This window comes from Amycolatopsis kentuckyensis (assembly GCF_041679295.1).
Classification (GTDB): domain Bacteria; phylum Actinomycetota; class Actinomycetes; order Mycobacteriales; family Pseudonocardiaceae; genus Amycolatopsis; species Amycolatopsis kentuckyensis_A.
Window position 1 is genome coordinate 1216769 of the sequence record NZ_JBGDMD010000001.1, and the last position, 17480, is coordinate 1234248.

The 17480-nt window shown below is 70.6% G+C and carries 21 protein-coding genes; 7 read left to right on the forward strand and 14 right to left on the reverse strand.

All coding sequences use genetic code 11. The features are described 5' to 3' along the window. Positions 1–3 precede the first annotated feature (3 nt). Positions 4–1242: an MFS transporter gene (locus ACERZO_RS05695; protein WP_372662961.1), complete on the reverse strand. Its 1239-nt coding sequence runs from the start codon at positions 1240–1242 to the stop codon at positions 4–6. 45 nt (positions 1243–1287) lie between these two features. On the opposite strand from ACERZO_RS05695, the gene ACERZO_RS05700 reads away from it, so the two are divergent. Beyond that, entirely contained in the window at positions 1288–2148 is an 861-nt protein-coding gene (locus ACERZO_RS05700) for a 1-aminocyclopropane-1-carboxylate deaminase/D-cysteine desulfhydrase (protein WP_372662783.1), read from the forward strand. 3 nt (positions 2149–2151) lie between these two features. Here the strand turns inward: ACERZO_RS05700 and ACERZO_RS05705 are convergent, their stop codons facing one another. After that, complete coding sequence (locus ACERZO_RS05705) at positions 2152–3147, reverse strand: LacI family DNA-binding transcriptional regulator (protein WP_372662786.1); 996 nt, start codon at positions 3145–3147, stop codon at positions 2152–2154. A gap of 133 nt (positions 3148–3280) precedes the next feature. Between ACERZO_RS05705 and ACERZO_RS05710 the strand changes: the two genes are divergently transcribed. Together ACERZO_RS05710 and ACERZO_RS05715 are read left to right on the forward strand one after the other, a co-directional pair. Then, the gene (locus tag ACERZO_RS05710; RefSeq protein ID WP_372662789.1) at positions 3281–4942 is read left to right on the forward strand and encodes a peptide-N4-asparagine amidase; all 1662 of its coding nucleotides are present in this window, start codon (positions 3281–3283) and stop codon (positions 4940–4942) included. Between the two features lie 53 nt (positions 4943–4995). Then, complete coding sequence (locus tag ACERZO_RS05715) at positions 4996–6273, forward strand: cytochrome P450 (RefSeq protein WP_372662791.1); 1278 nt, start codon at positions 4996–4998, stop codon at positions 6271–6273. 4 nt (positions 6274–6277) lie between these two features. Here ACERZO_RS05715 and ACERZO_RS05720 read toward each other — a convergent pair whose 3' ends face one another. The 3 genes from ACERZO_RS05720 to ACERZO_RS05730 form a co-directional block, all read right to left on the reverse strand. Next, a complete protein-coding gene (locus ACERZO_RS05720) occupies positions 6278–7234 on the reverse strand; it encodes a DUF1152 domain-containing protein (protein WP_372662794.1) in 957 nt (318 codons plus the stop codon). 88 nt (positions 7235–7322) lie between these two features. Beyond that, the gene (locus tag ACERZO_RS05725; protein WP_372662797.1) at positions 7323–7949 is read right to left on the reverse strand and encodes an alpha-ketoglutarate-dependent dioxygenase AlkB; all 627 of its coding nucleotides are present in this window, start codon (positions 7947–7949) and stop codon (positions 7323–7325) included. 34 nt (positions 7950–7983) lie between these two features. Next, a complete protein-coding gene (locus ACERZO_RS05730) occupies positions 7984–8559 on the reverse strand; it encodes a dihydrofolate reductase family protein (RefSeq protein WP_372662800.1) in 576 nt (191 codons plus the stop codon). 216 nt (positions 8560–8775) lie between these two features. Between ACERZO_RS05730 and ACERZO_RS05735 the strand changes: the two genes are divergently transcribed. Next, entirely contained in the window at positions 8776–9354 is a 579-nt protein-coding gene (locus tag ACERZO_RS05735) for a hypothetical protein (protein WP_372662964.1), read from the forward strand. Positions 9355–9572: 218 nt separating this feature from the next. Continuing rightward, positions 9573–9755 (forward strand): hypothetical protein, encoded by a 183-nt coding sequence (locus ACERZO_RS05740; protein WP_372662803.1) that lies wholly within the window; start codon positions 9573–9575, stop codon positions 9753–9755. A 3-nt stretch (positions 9756–9758) separates the two neighbouring features. Here ACERZO_RS05740 and ACERZO_RS05745 read toward each other — a convergent pair whose 3' ends face one another. Continuing rightward, on the reverse strand, positions 9759–10718 hold the full coding sequence (locus tag ACERZO_RS05745) for a quinone oxidoreductase family protein (protein ID WP_372662806.1): 960 nt from the start codon (positions 10716–10718) through the stop codon (positions 9759–9761). A 74-nt stretch (positions 10719–10792) separates the two neighbouring features. On the opposite strand from ACERZO_RS05745, the gene ACERZO_RS05750 reads away from it, so the two are divergent. Continuing rightward, positions 10793–11386 (forward strand): TetR/AcrR family transcriptional regulator, encoded by a 594-nt coding sequence (locus ACERZO_RS05750; RefSeq protein WP_372662810.1) that lies wholly within the window; start codon positions 10793–10795, stop codon positions 11384–11386. Between the two features lie 32 nt (positions 11387–11418). On the opposite strand, the gene ACERZO_RS05755 is transcribed toward ACERZO_RS05750, so the two are convergent. The 8 genes from ACERZO_RS05755 to ACERZO_RS05790 form a co-directional block, all read right to left on the reverse strand. Continuing rightward, positions 11419–11811, reverse strand: a complete 393-nt coding sequence (locus ACERZO_RS05755) for a tautomerase family protein (protein ID WP_372662814.1) — start codon at positions 11809–11811, stop codon at positions 11419–11421. A gap of 14 nt (positions 11812–11825) precedes the next feature. Further along, positions 11826–12746, reverse strand: coding sequence for a LysR substrate-binding domain-containing protein (locus tag ACERZO_RS05760; RefSeq protein ID WP_372662817.1), 921 nt, complete (start codon positions 12744–12746; stop codon positions 11826–11828). Between the two features lie 30 nt (positions 12747–12776). Then, the gene (locus tag ACERZO_RS05765; RefSeq protein WP_372662821.1) at positions 12777–14183 is read right to left on the reverse strand and encodes an MmgE/PrpD family protein; all 1407 of its coding nucleotides are present in this window, start codon (positions 14181–14183) and stop codon (positions 12777–12779) included. A 78-nt stretch (positions 14184–14261) separates the two neighbouring features. Beyond that, a complete protein-coding gene (locus ACERZO_RS05770; protein WP_372662824.1) occupies positions 14262–14624 on the reverse strand; it encodes an aldehyde dehydrogenase family protein in 363 nt (120 codons plus the stop codon). Continuing rightward, the gene (locus ACERZO_RS05775) at positions 14621–15265 is read right to left on the reverse strand and encodes an aldehyde dehydrogenase family protein (RefSeq protein WP_372662827.1); all 645 of its coding nucleotides are present in this window, start codon (positions 15263–15265) and stop codon (positions 14621–14623) included. The genes ACERZO_RS05770 and ACERZO_RS05775 overlap by 4 nt, the downstream gene beginning before the upstream one ends. Positions 15266–15303: 38 nt before the next feature. Beyond that, complete coding sequence (locus tag ACERZO_RS05780; protein ID WP_372662830.1) at positions 15304–15687, reverse strand: hypothetical protein; 384 nt, start codon at positions 15685–15687, stop codon at positions 15304–15306. Continuing rightward, positions 15599–16186: a nitronate monooxygenase gene (locus tag ACERZO_RS05785; protein ID WP_372662833.1), complete on the reverse strand. Its 588-nt coding sequence runs from the start codon at positions 16184–16186 to the stop codon at positions 15599–15601. The genes ACERZO_RS05780 and ACERZO_RS05785 overlap by 89 nt, the downstream gene beginning before the upstream one ends. A 52-nt stretch (positions 16187–16238) precedes the next feature. After that, positions 16239–17186, reverse strand: a complete 948-nt coding sequence (locus tag ACERZO_RS05790; RefSeq protein WP_372662836.1) for a LysR family transcriptional regulator — start codon at positions 17184–17186, stop codon at positions 16239–16241. A gap of 186 nt (positions 17187–17372) precedes the next feature. Here ACERZO_RS05790 and ACERZO_RS05795 point away from each other — a divergent pair. Further along, the coding region (locus ACERZO_RS05795) for an FAD-binding protein (RefSeq protein ID WP_372662967.1) at positions 17373–17480 on the forward strand (108 nt) is incomplete at its 3' end.

Here is a 17480-nt window from a genome sequence, read left to right on the forward strand (position 1 = left end):
GTATCAAGCCCGGGTGGCTTCGGCCATCTCGCGTTCGGTGCGCTCGAACGCCGCCGGTGACAGGGTGAACCACACCAGCACCGCGCTGACCGCCTGGATCACCGCGGCCATCACCCACACCGCGCGCAAACCCCAGTGCGCCGCCACGAAACCGCCGGTCAGCGCACCCATCGGAGTCAACCCCCAAGCCAACGCCCGGTGGCTCGTCAACACCCGGCCGAGCAGGGGCGCCGGGGTGAAGCGCTGGCGGCTGGACTGCGAGCACACGTTCCAGATCAGCACCGTCGCCGTCAGCAGGATCAACACCGCCCCGACCAGCGGGGGCCACGGCGGGACCAGGGCGATCAGCAGGTTCGTCACCACGCCGGAGCTCTGGCCGAACCGCATCGACCACGAGTAGCCGATCCGGTCGACCACCTTCTGCACGACGAACGACGACGCGATCCAGCCGAACGCCAGGCACGCGAGCAGCAAGCCGTAGCCGACCGAGCCGACGTGCAGGACCTGCGTCGCGTACAGCACGAACATCGAGTTGCCCGCGCTCGCGGCGAACGAGCCGAGTGCGACGTTCAGCGTGATCGACCGCAGCAACGGCGTCCGCACCAAGTGCCGCAGCCCGGCCGACAGGTCCCGCAGCGGGTGGGTCCGCGCGGCGACGACGGACTCCGACCGGATGCGCCGGACCAGCACCAGCGCGAGCAGCGCGAAGCCGGCCGCCAGCCACGCCGGTGCCCCGGTGCTGACGACGATCAGGAACCCGGTCAGCGGCGGGACGACGAACTGCACGACCCCGCGGTCGATCACCGTGAGCCGGGCGTTGGCGTGCGCGAGCCGGTCCGGGGGGACGAGCTCGGGCACCAGCGCACCGCTCGCGCCGTCGCCGAGCACCTGCGCGGACGTGACGACGAAGGCGACCACCAGCAGCACCGGCAAGCTGAGCAGCCCGGCGGAAGCGACGGCGGCGAGCACGACGGCGGCCACGACCTGCACGGCGTACGCCCACGCGAGCACGGCGGTCCGCCGCACCCGGTCGATGAGCACGCCCGCGAAGAGGGAAAGCAGCAGCCACGGCGCCTGCCCGGCGACGTTGACCAGCGACACCTCGCGCGGGTCGGTGGTGACGGAGACCGCGAGCAACGGCAGCGCGGCGAGCATCAGCCCTTCGGCGGAGGAACCGGACACCGCGACCGCCTGCAGCCGCACCCACCTGTTCGTCACGCCCGAAGCCCCATGATCGCCCATCATGCCCAAGGGTCGTACGCAGTTCAAACGATTTATGCTCACAGCGTGACGAAGCTGCAGCTCACCGTGCCTTCGCCGCTCGTGGAGCTGCGGGACGTCGAACGCGGGGTACGCGTTCTGCTCAAGCGCGACGACCTGATCCACCCCGAGCTGCCCGGCAACAAGTGGCGCAAGCTCAAGCACAACCTCCGGGACGCGGCCCAGGCCGGCGCCACCCGCCTGCTGACCTTCGGCGGGGCCTACTCCAACCACCTGCTCGCCACCGCGGCGGCCGGGCACCACTTCGGCCTCGAGACCATCGGCGTCGTCCGGGGCGAGGAACACCTGCCCCTCAACGACGTGCTGCGGGCGGCGGCCGGCCACGGCATGAAGCTCGCCTATCTCGATCGCACGGCCTACCGCGCCAAAGCCGATCCCGAAGTTCTCGGCGCGCTGCGTCGCGAGTGGGGCGAGTTCTTCCTGATCCCGGAAGGCGGCGCGAACGCGGCGGGCGTCCGGGGCTGCGCCGAGCTGGTCGCCGAGATCGACTCGCCGTTCGACGTCATCACCTGCGCCGTGGGCACGGGGGCGACCCTTTCCGGGATCGCCGCCGGGCTCGGCCCCGGGCAGCGCGCCATCGGGTTCTCGGCGCTCAAAGGCGAGTTCCCGCCCTCCGATGTCGCCCGGCTCCAGCGCGAGGCGTTCGGGCGCGAGCTGGGGGAGTGGTCGGTCGACACCGGCTACCACTTCGGGGGCTTCGCGCGGCGGACCCGCGAACTCGACGCCTTCGTCGACGAGTTCGAGCGGCGCCACGGTGTCCGGCTCGACTGGGTCTACGAAGCGAAGATGGTCTTCGGGCTGTGGGACCGCATCCGCGGCGGGGAGTTCCCCGAGGGCACGACGATCGTCGCCGTCATCGCCGGGTAACGGTCAGCGGCGCACGCGGGTGGATTCGCGGACGACCAGCTCCGGGGTGAACACCACCGCCTGGTGCTCGACCGTCGTGTCGGCGGTCTCCGCCAGCAGCAGCTCCGCGGCCGTGCGGCCCAGGCGCTGGGCCGGCTGGCGGACCGACGTCAGCGGGACCGCCGCCGCCCCCGCGAACTCGATGTCGTCGTAGCCGACGATCGCCATCTCGTCCGGGACGCGCACCCCCGCGCCGACCATCGCCTGCAGCACGCCCAACGCCAGCAGGTCGTTCGCGCAGAACACCGCCGTCGGACGGGGGATCGTGCCCAGCAGGCGGGCGCCCGCGTCGCGGCCCGATGCCACGTCGAGGCCGATCGCCTCCAGCACCGTCAGCTCCACCGCCGCGCCCGTCAGCGCCGTGCGCAGGCCCTGCTCGCGGTCGCGGCACTGGGCGAGGATGGCCGGCCCGTTGACGAACGCGATGCGGTGGTGGCCGGTCTCCAGGAGGTGGCGGCCCGCGAGCGCGCCGCCCGCGATGTCGTCCACCGCGACCGAGCTCGCCTCCGACGTCGGCGCCTTGCGGTCGACGAACACGTACGGCGTGCCGCTGCGGCGGAACGCGCGCAACGCCTCGCCGGACGTCCCCACCGGGCTCAGCAGCACGCCGCGGACCCGTTGCTCGGCGAACATCGCCAGGTAGGACGCTTCGAGGTCGGACCGCTGGCCGCTGTTGCAGGTGATGATGTTGAGGCCCTCGGCGTGCGCGGCCTGCTCGGCGCCGCGGGCGACGTCGACGAAGAACGGGTTGCCGAGGTCGAGCACCAGCAGGCCCATGATCCGGCTGCGGCCGGCGCGCAGCTGCCGGGCCGACTCGTCGCGGACGTAGCCGAGCTCTTCGATCACCGACAGCACCCGGTTCCGGGTGGCCGCGGCGACCACGTGCGGCCGGTTGACCACATTGGACACCGTGCCGATCGAGACGCCGGCCCGCTTCGCGACGTCCTTGATGCCGACCACCGCACCCCCTCGCTGAGAAGGGCGTGAGCCTACCACGGTACTGAAACGTTTCAGGACGTCGGTTTCCCACCGTAAGTAGCATGATCGCGGTACTAGGCTTCGCCGCGGTGAGCTGCCGCTGGGAGGAGTCCGGGTGCGGATCTTCACGATCGTCCTGTCACTGGTGCTGACGTGGGTGCTCTCCGGGGCGGTCGCCTCGGCTGACCCCGTGCTCGAACACGACACCGACGACCCGGTTTTGGCGGCGCCCGCGGTGACCCGGCCGGACACCGCGCACTGCGCGGTCACCCTCGCCGACGCCTTCCGCTCCAACACCGCCGACGGCACGCCCCAGTACTACGAAGGCACGCTGGCGCCGCCGAAGGCCTGCCCAGGCCCGTGGGCGAAGGTCGTCATGGATCAGACCGTGACCGTCAGCGGCCGGCAGTACGACCGGATCGGCGACCTGCGGATCGGCGGCACCGAAGTCTGGTGGGGGACCACGGAGGAGCCCAGCGGCGAAGGCACCCGGCCGATCACCTACCACTTCGACAAGGACCTCACGCCGTACAGCGCGCTGCTGCGCACGCCGCAGCCGTTCCACGGCGGCATCGAGAACTACAACTCGCCGGTCTACACCGGGGTCTACGCCCAGACCGTCACGCTCACCTACTACCAGGCGGACCGGAAGCACCCCGCGCCCGAGACGCCCGACCACGTGGCCGGGTTCGCGCACGCCGACGCGACCCCCGCGGCGCCCACCGTCCACTTCAGCGCGAAGGACCTGCCGCGCAACATCACCCGCGCCTACCTCGAGGTCACCCTCGAAGGCCACGCCTGCGACGAGCAGTGGTTCGACGACGTCCCGGACGCCGTGTCGGCGAAGTACCCGGCCGCCGGGCTCTGCGGCAAGGGCCCGTACCGCGAAGCGAACTTCGCGCTCGACGGGACGCCCGCCGGCAGCGCGTTCACCTTCCCGCACATCTACTCCGGCGGGATCGTGCCGCAGCTGTGGCGGCCGATCGTCGCGATCGACACCTTCAGCCTGCACGCCGAAACCTACGACATCACGCCGTTCGCGGGCCGGCTCGTGGACGGCGCCGCCCATGACCTCTCCTTCTCCTTCCCGGACATCGGCGGTGAGTTCACCGTCGTCCCGACGCTACTGCTCTACACCGACAAGAACGCCGCGCAGACGTCCGGCGCCCTGGTCCAGCACGACGTCGCGGCGGCGCCGGTGCGGCAGGAAACGGTGAAGGACATCAAGGACGGCGTGAACGTGACAGTCACGGCGAAGCGCCACGACGTGACCGCCGGCTACGTCGACACCTCCGCCGGCCGCGTCTACACCCGCGTCGAGCGCACCCGCGACTACCGCAACAGCGACGACGTCACCGGCGGCGGCTTCACCCAGCACGTCGTGCAGGGCGACTCGGGGCAGCAGACCTCGACGTCCACTGTGGACGGTCGGGTCCGCTCGGCGCAGCGGCACACCTGGTCCTACCCGCTGACCACCGACGCCACCGCGAACATCACCGACGACCAGAACCTGCGGATCTCCGGCTCGGCGCAGATGACGCAGACCCTCGGCGACCTCATCGGCGACGGCCGGAGCTGGCGGCCGGTCCGCGCGTCGACGGAGTGGCTCAGCTCGTCCGGCGTGCTGGCCCGCACGAACGGCGTCAACACGGAGGCGGACGGCCGTTCGCGCACGTCGTACGCCGGCACCGACGACCTCGGCCGGCCGTACTTCCACTACGTCGCGAGCGAGCACGGGCGGATCACCGAGAACCGGGAGGTCCCGCCGCGGAGGTGAGTCCGGTCTCGCCGCAGCTCACCCGATCGGGCTAGTGCGGTACTGTCGGATCCATGGGGAGTCTCCGCTCACGGGTCCTGGGCTGGGTCGGGCGCCGGTACCTCGCGCGCCAGTCGAAAAAAGGCTTCGACCTCGAGAAGATGTCGGCCATCCTGCCGGACTCGGCACTGGAGCCGCTGCGGCGCGAGGGTCTCGACCCGGTGCCCGCGATGGCCGAGCGCCGCGCCGAAGCCCCGATCAGCAAGCTCGACCTGCCGTTCGGGATGAACGCGTGGCTGGTCACGGGCTACGACGAGGCGAAGGCGGTGCTCGGCAAGGCGACCGGGTTCTCCAGCGACTTCGGCAACCTCGTCGGCAACGCGGGCGTCACCGCGGACCAGAACCCGGGCGGGCTGGGCTTTGCGGACCCGCCGGTGCACACGCGGCTGCGGAAGCTGCTCACTCCGGAGTTCACGATGCGGCGGCTCGGCCGGCTGACGCCGCGCATCGACGAGATCGTCACCGAGCAGCTCGACGCGATGGCCAAGACCGACGGCCCGGTCGACCTGTGGCAGGCGTTCGCGCTGCCGATCCCGTCGCTGACGATCTGCGAGCTGCTCGGCGTGTCCTACGAGGACCGCGAGGACTTCCAGCGGCTGAGCACCGCCCGGTTCGACCTCTTCGGCGGCGCGGGTGCCTCGCTCGGCGCGATGTCGGAGTCGCTGACCTACCTGCTCGACATCGTGAAGAAGCAGCGCGAGGAACCCGGCGACGGCCTGCTGGGCATGCTGATCAAGGAGCACGGCGACGAGATCGACGACCGCGAGCTGGCCGGGCTCGCCGACGGCGTGCTCACCGGCGGCCTGGAGACGACGGCCAGCATGCTCGCGCTCGGCGCACTGGTCCTGCTGCGCGACGAGAAGGCGTTCGACGCGGTCCGCGGCGACGAGCAGTCGGTGCACCGGTTCGTCGAGGAGCTGCTGCGGTACCTGACGGTCGTCCAGATGGCGTTCCCGCGGTTCGCCAAGGAGGACATGGAGATCGCGGGCGTCCGGATCAGCGAGGGCGACATCGTGCTGGTGTCGCTGTCGGCGGCCGACCGCGACCCGAAGCTGGGCCCGGACATGGAGAAGTTCGACGCCACCCGCGAGCCGACGTCGCACCTGGCGTTCAGCTACGGCATCCACCGCTGCATCGGCGCGGAGCTGGCCCGGATGGAGCTGCGCACGGCGTACCCGGCGCTGGTCCGCCGGTTCCCTAACCTGCGGCTGGCGGTGCCGGCGGAGGAGCTGTCGTTCCGCAAGGTGTCCATCGTGTACGGCCTGGACGAGCTGCCGGTGCTGGTGGACTGAAGGATCAGTGCGGAATGGCCCGCCGCGGCCGGCGTGCGACGCGGTCCCGGTGGGCTTCGATGACCATGGCGACGTCGACGGCGGTTTCGGTGCCGGCGAGCTCCCCGAGGTAGCCGACGCTCTTGGCGAGGATCGCCAGGTCGACGGTGAAGTAGACCCCCATCAGCGGGTTGACGAAGAGTTCGCTGCCGGCGGTCCGCGCGGTGAACTGGGCATCGCCGAACTGACCGCGCAGAGCGGCGGCGATCTGCCCGTGCACGATGCTGGGCCGCTCCGGGGTGGTGCGCTGAGCATGGCCAACGGCGTCGAGGTAGGCCTCGGCTTCCGGCGACCGCGAGGGAATGGAGAGGGCGCCGAGGTACCCACCGGCCCGATCGAGGGCGGCGAGGTTCTCGAGGACGTGGGCGTGGCAGACGCCGTGGAAGGCATCGATGCCGAAGCCGAGACTGACCACGAGCCGATCGACCCCCTCGAGGGCGGCAACGGCGGCAAGGCTGGTCATGTCCTCTTCGGGCGTACCGAGCCCGGCTTCATCCCCGCGCAGCAGAATGTCGGTCCCGCCATCGACGAGCACGACGGCATCGACACCGAGATGGGCCACGAGGTGCCGATAGGCGTCGCGCAGCGGCCGGGCTCCGACGCGGGGGAAGGCGTGCACGACGGACGGCCGGCCTCGGGACTCGAGCCACCGGGCGAGGGTCCGTTCGGGGAAGTAGGCATCATCGCCCGAGCTGCCGGGACGCACGGCCGCGACGCCGGGGGCGAGCCAGTCGTCGAGGTCGAGCCGGTTCAGATCGCTGAAGGCGAAGTTGGCGAGGTGGACATCTTTGCCTTGGGCCCGGAGGGCAACGGCAAGCGGAAGCCCGGCGTAGACATCGAAGCCACCCCCGGCCCCGGCAACAAGAACCCGACGGGCGGACCGAAGCCGACCGAAGAGGGGCGGTTCGAAGAGACTGTGCACAGGGCCATGGTACGGGGCGCGAGAAAGTCCTTTGTGGACTAACCTCCTCCGGCTCCGGCTCCGGCTCCGGCTCCGGCTCCGGGAACCCTCAATTCACCCCGCGAGGCCGAAACTGAACCGAGATCCGCGGCCCGACAGCCTTGGCGGTCTTGGGAACCGAATGCTCCCAGGTCCGTTGGCAACTCCCACCCATCACGAGCAGATCCCCATGCCCGAGCGGCCGAGCCAACGTCTTACCCCCACCACCCCGAGGCCGCAGCGCCAAAGTCCGCGCCGCCCCGACGGACAGGATCGCGACCATGGTGTCCTCCCGAGCGCCTCGCCCGATCCGGTCACCGTGCCACGCCACGCTGTCGCGGCCGTCGCGGTAGTAGCACAACCCCGCCGTCCGGAACGGCTCGCGCAGTTCCCGCAGGTAGTGCCGGCTCAACGCGTCCCGCGCCGCGGCCAGCACCGGGTGGGGGAGCGGCACGTTCTCGCGGTAGTAGCTCAGCAACCTCGGCACGGCGACGACCCGGTCGTACATCTTCCGTTTCTCCGCCTGCCACGGCACACCCTCGACCAGCGCCGCGAACAGCTCGTCGGCGCCCTCGAGCCAGCCGGGCTGGATGTCCACCCACGCGCCCGAGCCGAGGTCGGTCCGCTCGGGCGCGAGGGGGCGCAGCGCGATCGACCCCTGGGTGTCGAACAGTGAAGACTGGAGACCCGGGTTCATGGTCTCCACCCTACACCAAGATCGAACACCTGTTCTAGTGAATCACGTCGTAGACGAGCTTCTGGATGCCGTTGCCGTAGGCCTCGCTCTCGACGACCTTGAGGCTCTGCTTGTCCTTGTCGGCCGCGCTGAACAGCCGCTTGCCCGCGCCGAGCAGGACCGGGAACACCAGCAGGTGGTAGCGGTCGATCAGGCCGGCGTCGGCCAGCGCGCGGTTCAGGGTGGCGCTGCCGTGGACGGTGATCGGCCCACCGTCCGTCTCCTTCAGCGCGGCGACGTCGTCGAGCGACCGCAGCAGGGTGATCTCGCCCCAGTTCGTCACCAGGTCCTGCTCGGCCAGGGTCGTCGAGACGACGTACTTGGGCATCGCGTTGTAGCCCGCGAACTCCTCGGTCATGCCCGGCCACACCGGCGCGAACGCCTCGTAGCTCACCCGGCCCATCATCATCGCGGCGGATTCGCCCTGCTCACGGCCCTTGAGCTCGTAGGCCGCCGGCTCGAACTCGATGTCCTTGAAGGTCCAGCCGGCGTTGCGGTAGCCGGGCTCGCCGCCGGGGGCCTCGACGACGCCGTCGAGCGAGACGAAGGCGGTGGCGATCAGGGTGCGCATGGGTGCTCCTAGGTGGTCGTTCCGTGCTCTCGTGAGTCTGTCGAACGGCCCGCGCCGGATTCGACACCGCTCCGCGGAAAAGTTCCGGGGTCTTGTCCGAGGCGGCCGGGGCTCGTACAGTCGTGCTCACGCCGGGTAAAGGTCTGAACCTTTCCGGTCACCGCCGCCTCGAGTGCTACAGGAGGTTGGACGGTGCGCAAACTACGCTGCGCGGGCGTGCTCGCGGCGGTCGCGACGGGGCTCGCGGTACTCACCCCGGTCGCCGACGCCCAGGTCGGGACCGGCCCGTGGATCCCGGACTCGCCGGGTTACTCGGAGCAGGAGCGGGGGTGCGGCGACGTCTCCGGGCTCACCTTCAAGCTCACCTGCTCCACGGCCAGCGGTGACCAGCGCGCGGAACGCCGCTACACCACCTACTCCGGCGGCACCCACCAGTTCGAGGGTTCGTTCAAGATCACCAGCATGTCGGGCTCGCGGATCAGCCTCAAGCAGACGTTCCGCGACGGCTCCAGCGCCGGCCCGTACTTCCTGCTGGCGGTCGAGAAGGGCGGCCGGATGTACGCGGTGGAAGGCGGCGCGACGCTGGGCAGCGGCGCGACCGTCGGGACGTCGGTGCGGGTCAACACGATCAACCAGGTCGGCAGCTCGCACAAGGTGTACCTCAACGGATCGCTGAAGCAGACGATCTCGAGCCCGGGCGGCAGTTACTACGACAAGTTCGGCAGCTACCGCACGAGCAGCGGCGCCGGGCCGATCACGGTGCAGTGGAGCGGCATCAAGTTCTGGCACAAGTAGGGCAGATGGGGCCTGACCTGTGGATTTGTAGGTTTGAGGTTGTCAGGCCGTCGCTAGGCCGTCTCGGGATTTTCAAGCCGTGCCGCCCTGGTGTGGCGCGGTTTGAAAATCCCGTCGGCTGCCTCTCTCGCGCCCGGCGATGACTCGACGGGACCAGGTGGGTATAGATCCGGAGCGTGTAGCCCGGGTCGTGATGACCGAGGTACTCGGCCAGCTCCTTGACCGACACTCCGGATGCCAGGGCGATCGAGGCGCTGCTGCGCGCGGATCTCGAGCACGCCGGCGAACTGGGGTTCACCGGCAAGCTGTGCATCCACCCCGGCCAGGTCGGCCGGATGATCGACCGCCCGGTGGAGCTGAGGGCCAGGGCCGTGCTCGCCAGGGCGGGGAAACTGCCGTGACGGCTACGGGATCAGCAGCACCCGGCCGACGGCGGCGCGGCTCTCGACGTAGGCGTGGGCCTGCGCGGCTTCCGACAGCGGGAACCGGCGGTCGACGAGCACTTGGAGCGAGCCGTCCGCGAGCCGGTCGAGCAGGCGCCTGATCGAACCCTGGACGCGATCGGTGAGGACTTCCTGGCCCAGCTGGACGCCGTGCACGGTGCGGTTGCCGAACAGCACGCCCGCGAAGTCGGCGACCATCGGTCCCCGGCCGGCGTTGCCGACCAGGACGATGCGGCCGCGTTCGGCCGAGGCGTCGATCGAGGACTGGACCGTGCTGCCGACCGGGTCCAGGACGACGTCCGCGCCGCGGCCTTCGGTGATCTCGTGGACGCGGGACACGATGTCCTCGGTCTGCCGGTCGATGAGGTGGTCCGCGCCGATGCCGGCGAGGCGGTCGAGCCGCGGGCGGCTCGTGGCGACGGCGATGACGGTCGCGCCGGCCGCTTTGGCCAGCTGCACCGCGGCGACCCCGACCCCGCTCGCGGCGGCGTGGATCAGCACGACCTCGCCGGGTTGCACGCGAGCGCGGGCGGTGAGGGCTTCGTCGGCGGTGGCGAAGCCGACCGGGATGGCGGCGGCGGCCCCGATGTCGACGCCGTCGGGCACCGGCCACGCCAGCTGCACCGGAACGGCCCGCAGCTCGGCGTGCGAACCGGCGAAGAACGTCGTCGTCACCACCTGCCCGAGGGCCAGGTCGGTCACGCCCTCGCCGAGCGCCACGACCTCACCGGCCGCCGCGTACCCCACGACGTACGGCGTGCTGGGCGGCGGGGTCTCGGCACGGTGCAGCAGATCTCCGCCTTCCAGCGAGATCGCCCGTGCCCGCACGAGCACGCAGCCGGGCGGGCACTCCGGGTCGGGCACCGTCTCGTAACGCAGCACCTCGGGCCCGCCGTTGGTGTAGTAGACCGCGGCTTTCATCGACGCTCCTCTGCGATGGCAGTCGGCAACTAGACCGGTCTGCATAGTCGGTCGTCATCATGCATGATGGCGGAGTGCACCAGCAAGATCCCGCCACGGGCCGACGGGCGGCACCGGCCCGGCTCCGGATGCTCGAGAGCGCGCGCCGGCTGTTCGCGGAACAAGGGCCGGCCGCCACCGGCGTTCTGCAGGTCCTCGCCGAGGCCGAGGCGCCGCGAGGTTCCCTCTACCACCACTTCCCGGCGGGTAAGGGGCAGCTCGTGGCCGAGGCGCTGACCCTGGCGGCGGCCGAGACCACCGAACGGCTCCGCGCCCTGCTCGCCGACGCGACCGACGACGTCGAAGCGCTCCGGCGGTACGGCCAGGAGCTGGCGGTGACGCTGGAGTCCTCCGGCTGGCGGCTGGGCTGCCCGGTCAGCACGGCCACCCTCGAACTGGCCGCCCAGGAGCCGGGCGTTCGCGAGATCTGTGCCGCGGCGTACCGGGACTGGGCCGGCCTGCTCGCCGAACGGTTCGCGCGGACCCGGCCGGCCACGGAAGCGGGGAGACTGGCCACGGCCGTGGTGGCGGGCTTGGAAGGCGCGCTGCTGATGGCGCGGGCCGAGCAGTCCGCCCAGCCGATCTTCGACACCGTCGGCGTTCTCGGCTCCTTGCTGCGCCCCGCCTGATCCTCGTCATCCCCCGGCGAGAGCATCGTGGCTCAGTGCAGCTCGCCGGTCAGGAACTGGGCCCGGCCCCGGCCGAACGACCAGTCTTCGTCCTGGTTTTCGACGATCGAAACGATCAGGTCGTCGGGGCGCAGACCGCAGTTCCGGCTGAGGTCGTCCGCCAGCATCGAGTAGAAGCGGACCTTGTCCGCCTTACGCCGCTTCCGGCTGACGACGTGCACGATCACCAGGCCGGCGGAGCGGGACAGTCCCAAGCCGGTGTCGAGGGCGACGATCTCGTCCGGCGGGTGCATGCGGACCACCTGATAACGGTCGCGTGCCGGCACCTCGAACGCGCCGACGACGGCCTCGTGGATCGTGTCGAGGAGGTTTCGGGTTTCCTGCGGTGTGCGGCCTTCGAAGAGGTCGATGTACAGCAGTGGCATGAGCAGTCCTTCGGTCAGCCGACGCGGCTCTCTTCCGGCTGCGGCCGCAGCCGGGCGACCCGGCGCTCGTGGCTCGGGACGTGCGCCAGGAAAAGTCTCATCGCCGGTGTCATCGGGGAGCCGGCCCGGCGGATGAAGACCGTTTCGGCCCGGGAATCGCCGTGGGGCAGCTCGTGGGCGCGTAGCCGACCGCCGGTGGGGTGACGGGGGAGAAGGTCCCTGGGCAGGAGGGTGAACCCCATGTCCGCGGCGACGCAACCGACAATCCCTTCGAGGGTGCCGAACTCCGTGACGCGGACGCTCGTGGCGCCGCGCTCGCGCAGGATGCGCTCCAGGCTCCGCCGGTAGGCGCACCCGGCGCGGAACACCAACGCGCGCGGGGTCGGGCGTTCCCGCAGCGCGGTGTCCACTTCGGTCACCCGGGATGCGCTGACGAGCACCAGGTGCTCGACGAAGACCGGCTCGGCATGGAGTCCCGGCCCGGGCACCGGCCCGGCGACGAACGCCCCTTCCACCCGGCCGGCCAGCACCGCTTTCGTCAGCTCGTCGGTGGTCCCGGTCACGAGCGACAAGTCGATCCCGGGGTGGTGGTCGGTGAACTCGCCGAGGATGGGTGGCAGCCGAAGTCCCGCGGTCGTCTCGATCGAGCCCAAGCTGAGCAAGCCGGCCGGGTTGTCCTGATCGCCCATGACGTGCGCGGCTTCCTCGGCCAAGCCGATGATCCGCTCGGCGTAGGAGGAGCGCAACCGCTCGCCCGCGGCCGTGAGGACCACCCCTCTGGCGTGGCGGCGGAAGAGAGCGGCACCGAGTTCTTTCTCCAAGGTGTGCACGCGGACGCTGACGTTCGACTGGACCGTGTGCAGCTCCCGTGCCGCCTTGGTGATGCCTTGGGCGCGGGCGACCGCGAGGAAAGTTCGCAGGTCGATGATCTCCATGGCGTCCTCCTCGCGGTCGCCCCGGGTCCTTCAGAGCCGCTTGCGCGTGCGGGGCCGGTCCACTGTGGAGCTCACCGAGCCCAGGAGGCCCGCGAGCTCGGCTACGGGGACCTCGTCCAGGTGCGCGACGGTTTCGATGATGCGTTCGCGCAAGGCCTGGTCCGCGAACGATTCGCCCAGCCAGTGGAGCTTCTCGGTCACCCTGTCCCACGACATCGGCCGGGTGGGTGAGCCTTCGAAATCCGACTGCTCGCGCGAGAACCGGCGGCCATCGCGCAAGCGCACGTGGACCCGCGCGGACGTCCGTTCCGGGTAGGCGGCGGTCAGCTCGTCGTCGGCGACGACCTCGACGCGCGAGAGCAGGTCCTGGACGTCGGCGCGGCGGACTCGCTCGACGAACAGCTGCTCGGGCCCCACCTGCCCGTCGAGGAGGGCGGTCGCGGCCAGGTACTTGAGGTTGTAGTCGGCCTGTTCCTTCGTCCGCGGGGCGTCTTTGGGGCCGTACTGCCCGCCACCGGCGAAGTCGTAAGCTCCTTGGAAGACCTCGAGCCGGACCTCGGCGACATCGGCCCCCGAGATCGCGTTGTCCTCCCGGATCGCGAGCGTGGCGTCGATGATCGCCTGGCCGTGGATGAGCGAGCAGTACTGCTTCAGGTAGGTCTCGTTCACCGAGTCCAATGCGCGGTCGCCGGTGCGGAAGTCGATCGGCTGGTCGAGAAGCTGGACCAAGCCGTTGGGTCCGTCGAAGAGGGCTTTCGGCCCGGTCACCCCGCGGTCGGCGAGCATCGTGGCGTACACCGCGCGCATGCCGGTGGCGGCCGGGGAGATGCCCTTCCAGACCGAAACCGGTTCGGCGTGCACCGCGGCCAGCGACACGTTGTCGACGGCCGAGGCCGTGATGGCGTCGGCGGTGCGGGCGGCGTCGTGGCCGAGCAGCTTCGCACAGCCGGCCGCGGCCGACATCGCCAGCTGCAGCGCATGGTTGAGGCCGCGGGCCATGACCGGTACCTGCGCGCTGAACCGGCACTGGACCTCATAGGCGACCGCGAGCGCGAGCAGGAAGTCCGCGCCGCTCGCCTCGACGTGTTCGGCCATGGCGAACACGGCGCCGAAGTTGTCGGCCGGGTGGCAAAGTCCGCCCGGGGTCAGGTAGGTGTCCAGCAGATCCGGGTAGCGCACGAGCACGGCGTTGAAGAACGCCGCCTGGTCCACCGACGCCCGGCCGCCGCCGACGAACGTCGCGGTCGGGCGGCTGCTGAACTGCTCGGCGTGGGCGCGCAGGCCGGGAACGAGTTCACCGTCGAGTGCGCCCAGCGCGCACGCGATGCTGTCGAGCACGTTGCGCTTGAGGGTGGACAGGGTGGGCTCGGGGAGGTCGGACTGCTCGGCGGACACCACGAACTCGGCGAGGTCGTCCGCCACGTACTTCTGGGTCATCGGAACTCCGTCTCCTGCACATGATCCGGCAGGTTCTGATTCAAAGACCGTCCCGGCGGCAAGTCCAGGACGAATCCGCTACCTCTGGTAGGCCGGGCTACTCAGCGGCCGACCGGCATCGAGAAATCCGCGGCGGCCGTGCCGCCCGCGGGCCACCGGAACGGGCACGTTCACCCCGACCATGCCGGCGCTCACCCGGGAGACGAACTCCTGGGCCGCGCGACCGTCCGAAGTGAACACGACGGCACCGTTGCCGAACTCGTGGCCGTTGACGAGGTCGAGGGCCTCGGTCAGCGACTCCACCCGGACGAGCGCGAGGACGGGCCCGAAGATCTCTTCGCGGTAGATCCGCATGTGCGCCGAAACACGGTCGAACAGAGTACCGCCGAGGAAGTACCCGTTGCCCTGCTCCGGAACGTCACGCCCGTCGACGACGGTCACCGCGCCCTCGGGCCGCCCGACCCGGAGAAGAGCTCGGCCAGCAGGAGGCTCGCGGGCGGGTCTTTTTCACTCGGCTCGAGCACGAAGGAGTTCCCGCACGCCACGGACACCGGCATCATCCACAATGGAACCATCACCGGGAAGTTGAACGGCGTGATCCCCGCAGTGACCCCGAGTGGCTGACGCAGGGAAAAGCTGTCGACCCCCCGCGCCACCTGCGGACTGTTCTCGCCTTTGAGCAGGTGCGGGATGCCGCAGGCGAACTCCACCACCTCCAGGCCGCGCTGGACCTCGCCGGCGGCGTCGTCGACGGTCTTGCCGTGTTCGGCGGTGATGATCCGGGCCAGCCGGTCCTGGTTGCGTTCGATCGCATCGCGGAAGCGGAACAGTGTCCGGGCCCGCACGTGCGGCGGTACCTCGGCCCACCGCCGCTGGGCTTCGGCCGCGACGGCGATGGCTTCTTCGACCTCGGTGCGGCCGGCGACGGGAACGGCGGCGGAGGGTTCGCCGGTGGCGGGGTCGTGGACGGGAATGGTGGCCGGGCCGCTCGTGGTGACCCGCCGGCCACCGATGTAGTGGCCGATCACCGGGAGGTCTCCGGCGTGCTCCGGAACCGCCGTCGCGGCCGCGGTCGTCGTCATCGTTGCCGCTCCTGTCGATCGTCGCTGTACTACCGGACTCACGCCCGCACCGCACGGGCGTTCAGGACTTCCTCGGCTCGGGTGACCAGCTCGGCGGCCGGGCGGATCTCGGTGATCTGCCCGATCGCTTCGCCCACCGTCACGTTGGCCAGGTCGAAGTCCTCTTCGGATAGTGCGTCGGTGTAGGCGAGGAAGACTTCGTCGCGTCGCTCGTGCAATGAGTACTCCCTGCCGTGCCAACGGTCGACGAGCGCGTTGCGCATGACCCGGCCCCGGAAGCCCTCGGGCCAAGCACGGTCGCGGATGATGTCGTACACGGAAGTCCTCGTTGTCTCATCGCCCTCGGCGGTCAAGATGCGCCGCTGGGCTGCCACCGGGACGTGGGCTTCGGTGGCCGCCCAGAAGCGAGTGCCGACGAGCACACCGTCCGCGCCCAGCGTCAGCGCGGCAGCCACCCCGCGGCGTGAACGTCGATCGAGCCCCGGTGCCGTGCCCGCCTGCCTCGCCCCCCTGTGCCACGATGACATCGGCTCCGGCCTCGAGTGCCTCGTGGGCCTGCCGAACCGTGTGCACCTGACAGAACATCCGGGCGCCGGCCGCGTGGATCTTCTTCGCGAACGGTGCGGGATCACCGAAGGACAGCATGACGGCCGCCGGTTCGTACTCCAGCGCGACGTCGAGCAAACGTGGATTGTGCACCAGGCTCCACGTGATGAAGCCACAGCCGACCCGCGCACCGTCCGCTGCGGCGAATTCCCGGCGTAGCCAGGCTTCTTCGCCGTAACCGCCGCCGATCAGGCCGAACCCGCCGGCGCGAGTCACCTCCGCGGCCAGCCGGCCGCCGGAGACGACATCCATCGGTGCCGGCACCACGGGGTGCTCGACACCGTAGGCATGGGTGAAACGAGCGGGCAAAGGCACCGCGTCGTCCCTTCGGGAGATTCGTGATCGCCACCCAGTCGACGTGGTCGCGCTAGCCACCGCCCCGGATGGCAGTGCGGTGGGGGTCGTCGCCGGGCAGCCACCACGCGGCCGATGGGGCGGACGTCCAGTGGCGGCTCTGGGCGAACGCGGTCAAGGATTCGACAACGTGCGCCACCCCGGGGCGGCTGTCGTCGGCGCGGTGCAGCAGCGACCATGTCCACAGGGGAACCGGGTGGGCGATCGGTCGTTGGCCCAGGCTGGGCGGAACAGCCGCAGTGTGGCGCTTCGGTGAAGTGAGCACAGGAGTGCGGAGGCGGCGGACGTGAGTGTAGAACGCTTCACCGGTGATTCCGCCGTCGGAAATCCTCTCGACCCGCGCCCCCGTCCGTGCGGCGAACTCCGCGGCGAACCGGTTCCACGACGACCAAGCCGAAGTGTCCGCGTCCACCAGCACTGTGACATCGGCGGCGGCCACCGGCTCGGTGCCGCTGATCCCCGGCAAGGTGGCGGGGAGCGGTTCCGCGCGGACCAGGTGCGCCGTCAGGCCTCGCTCGGCGACCTCCGTGGCCGTGATCCACGCGAATGCGAGGTCGAGGCTGCCTTCGGCGACCCGGTCGGCTTGCGCGTGCGACGGCAGCACCCAGTCGTCGATGCGCAGCGCGACCACCGGGCCGACGAGTGCGTCCACATTGTCCGGTAACCAGCTCACGTAACCCAGCCGCAGCGGGCTCGCCTCGACCGCCTGGTTCCGAGCGCGCCGACCGGCGTCCTCCGCCAGTGCGAGGATCTGGCGGGCGTCGCCGAGCAGGGACCGGCCGGCCTCCGTCAAGCGGACGGTCCGCCGGTTCCTGACGAACAGCTGGACGTCGAGTTCCTTCTCCAGCGCGATGATCTGCTGGGACAGCGCCGGTCCCGAGATGTGCAGCTGCGCCGCGGCACGCCCGAAGTGCAGTTCCTGCGCGACCGCGACGAAGTACTTCAGCTGCCGGAGTTCCATGTCGAGAGCTTAAGCCGAGTTTGCCCGGCACCGCGCCCCGTGAACTGCGGTGTAACCCGCGTGACACGTCAAGGCGGCGACCAGCGGTGCGAAGCCTGGCCTACCACTCTTCGCCAGACCGTCGTGGACTTCCGGTCCAACGGCGGTTTCGCTGGATCCAGTGACGTCGGTGCCGAAGGAGCGGGAATGCAGTTCCACAAGTACGACGTGGTGATCGTCGGTGCCGGCGGCGCCGGCATGCGCGCGGCCATCGAGTCCGGCCAGCGCGCCCGCACCGCGGTCCTCACCAAGCTG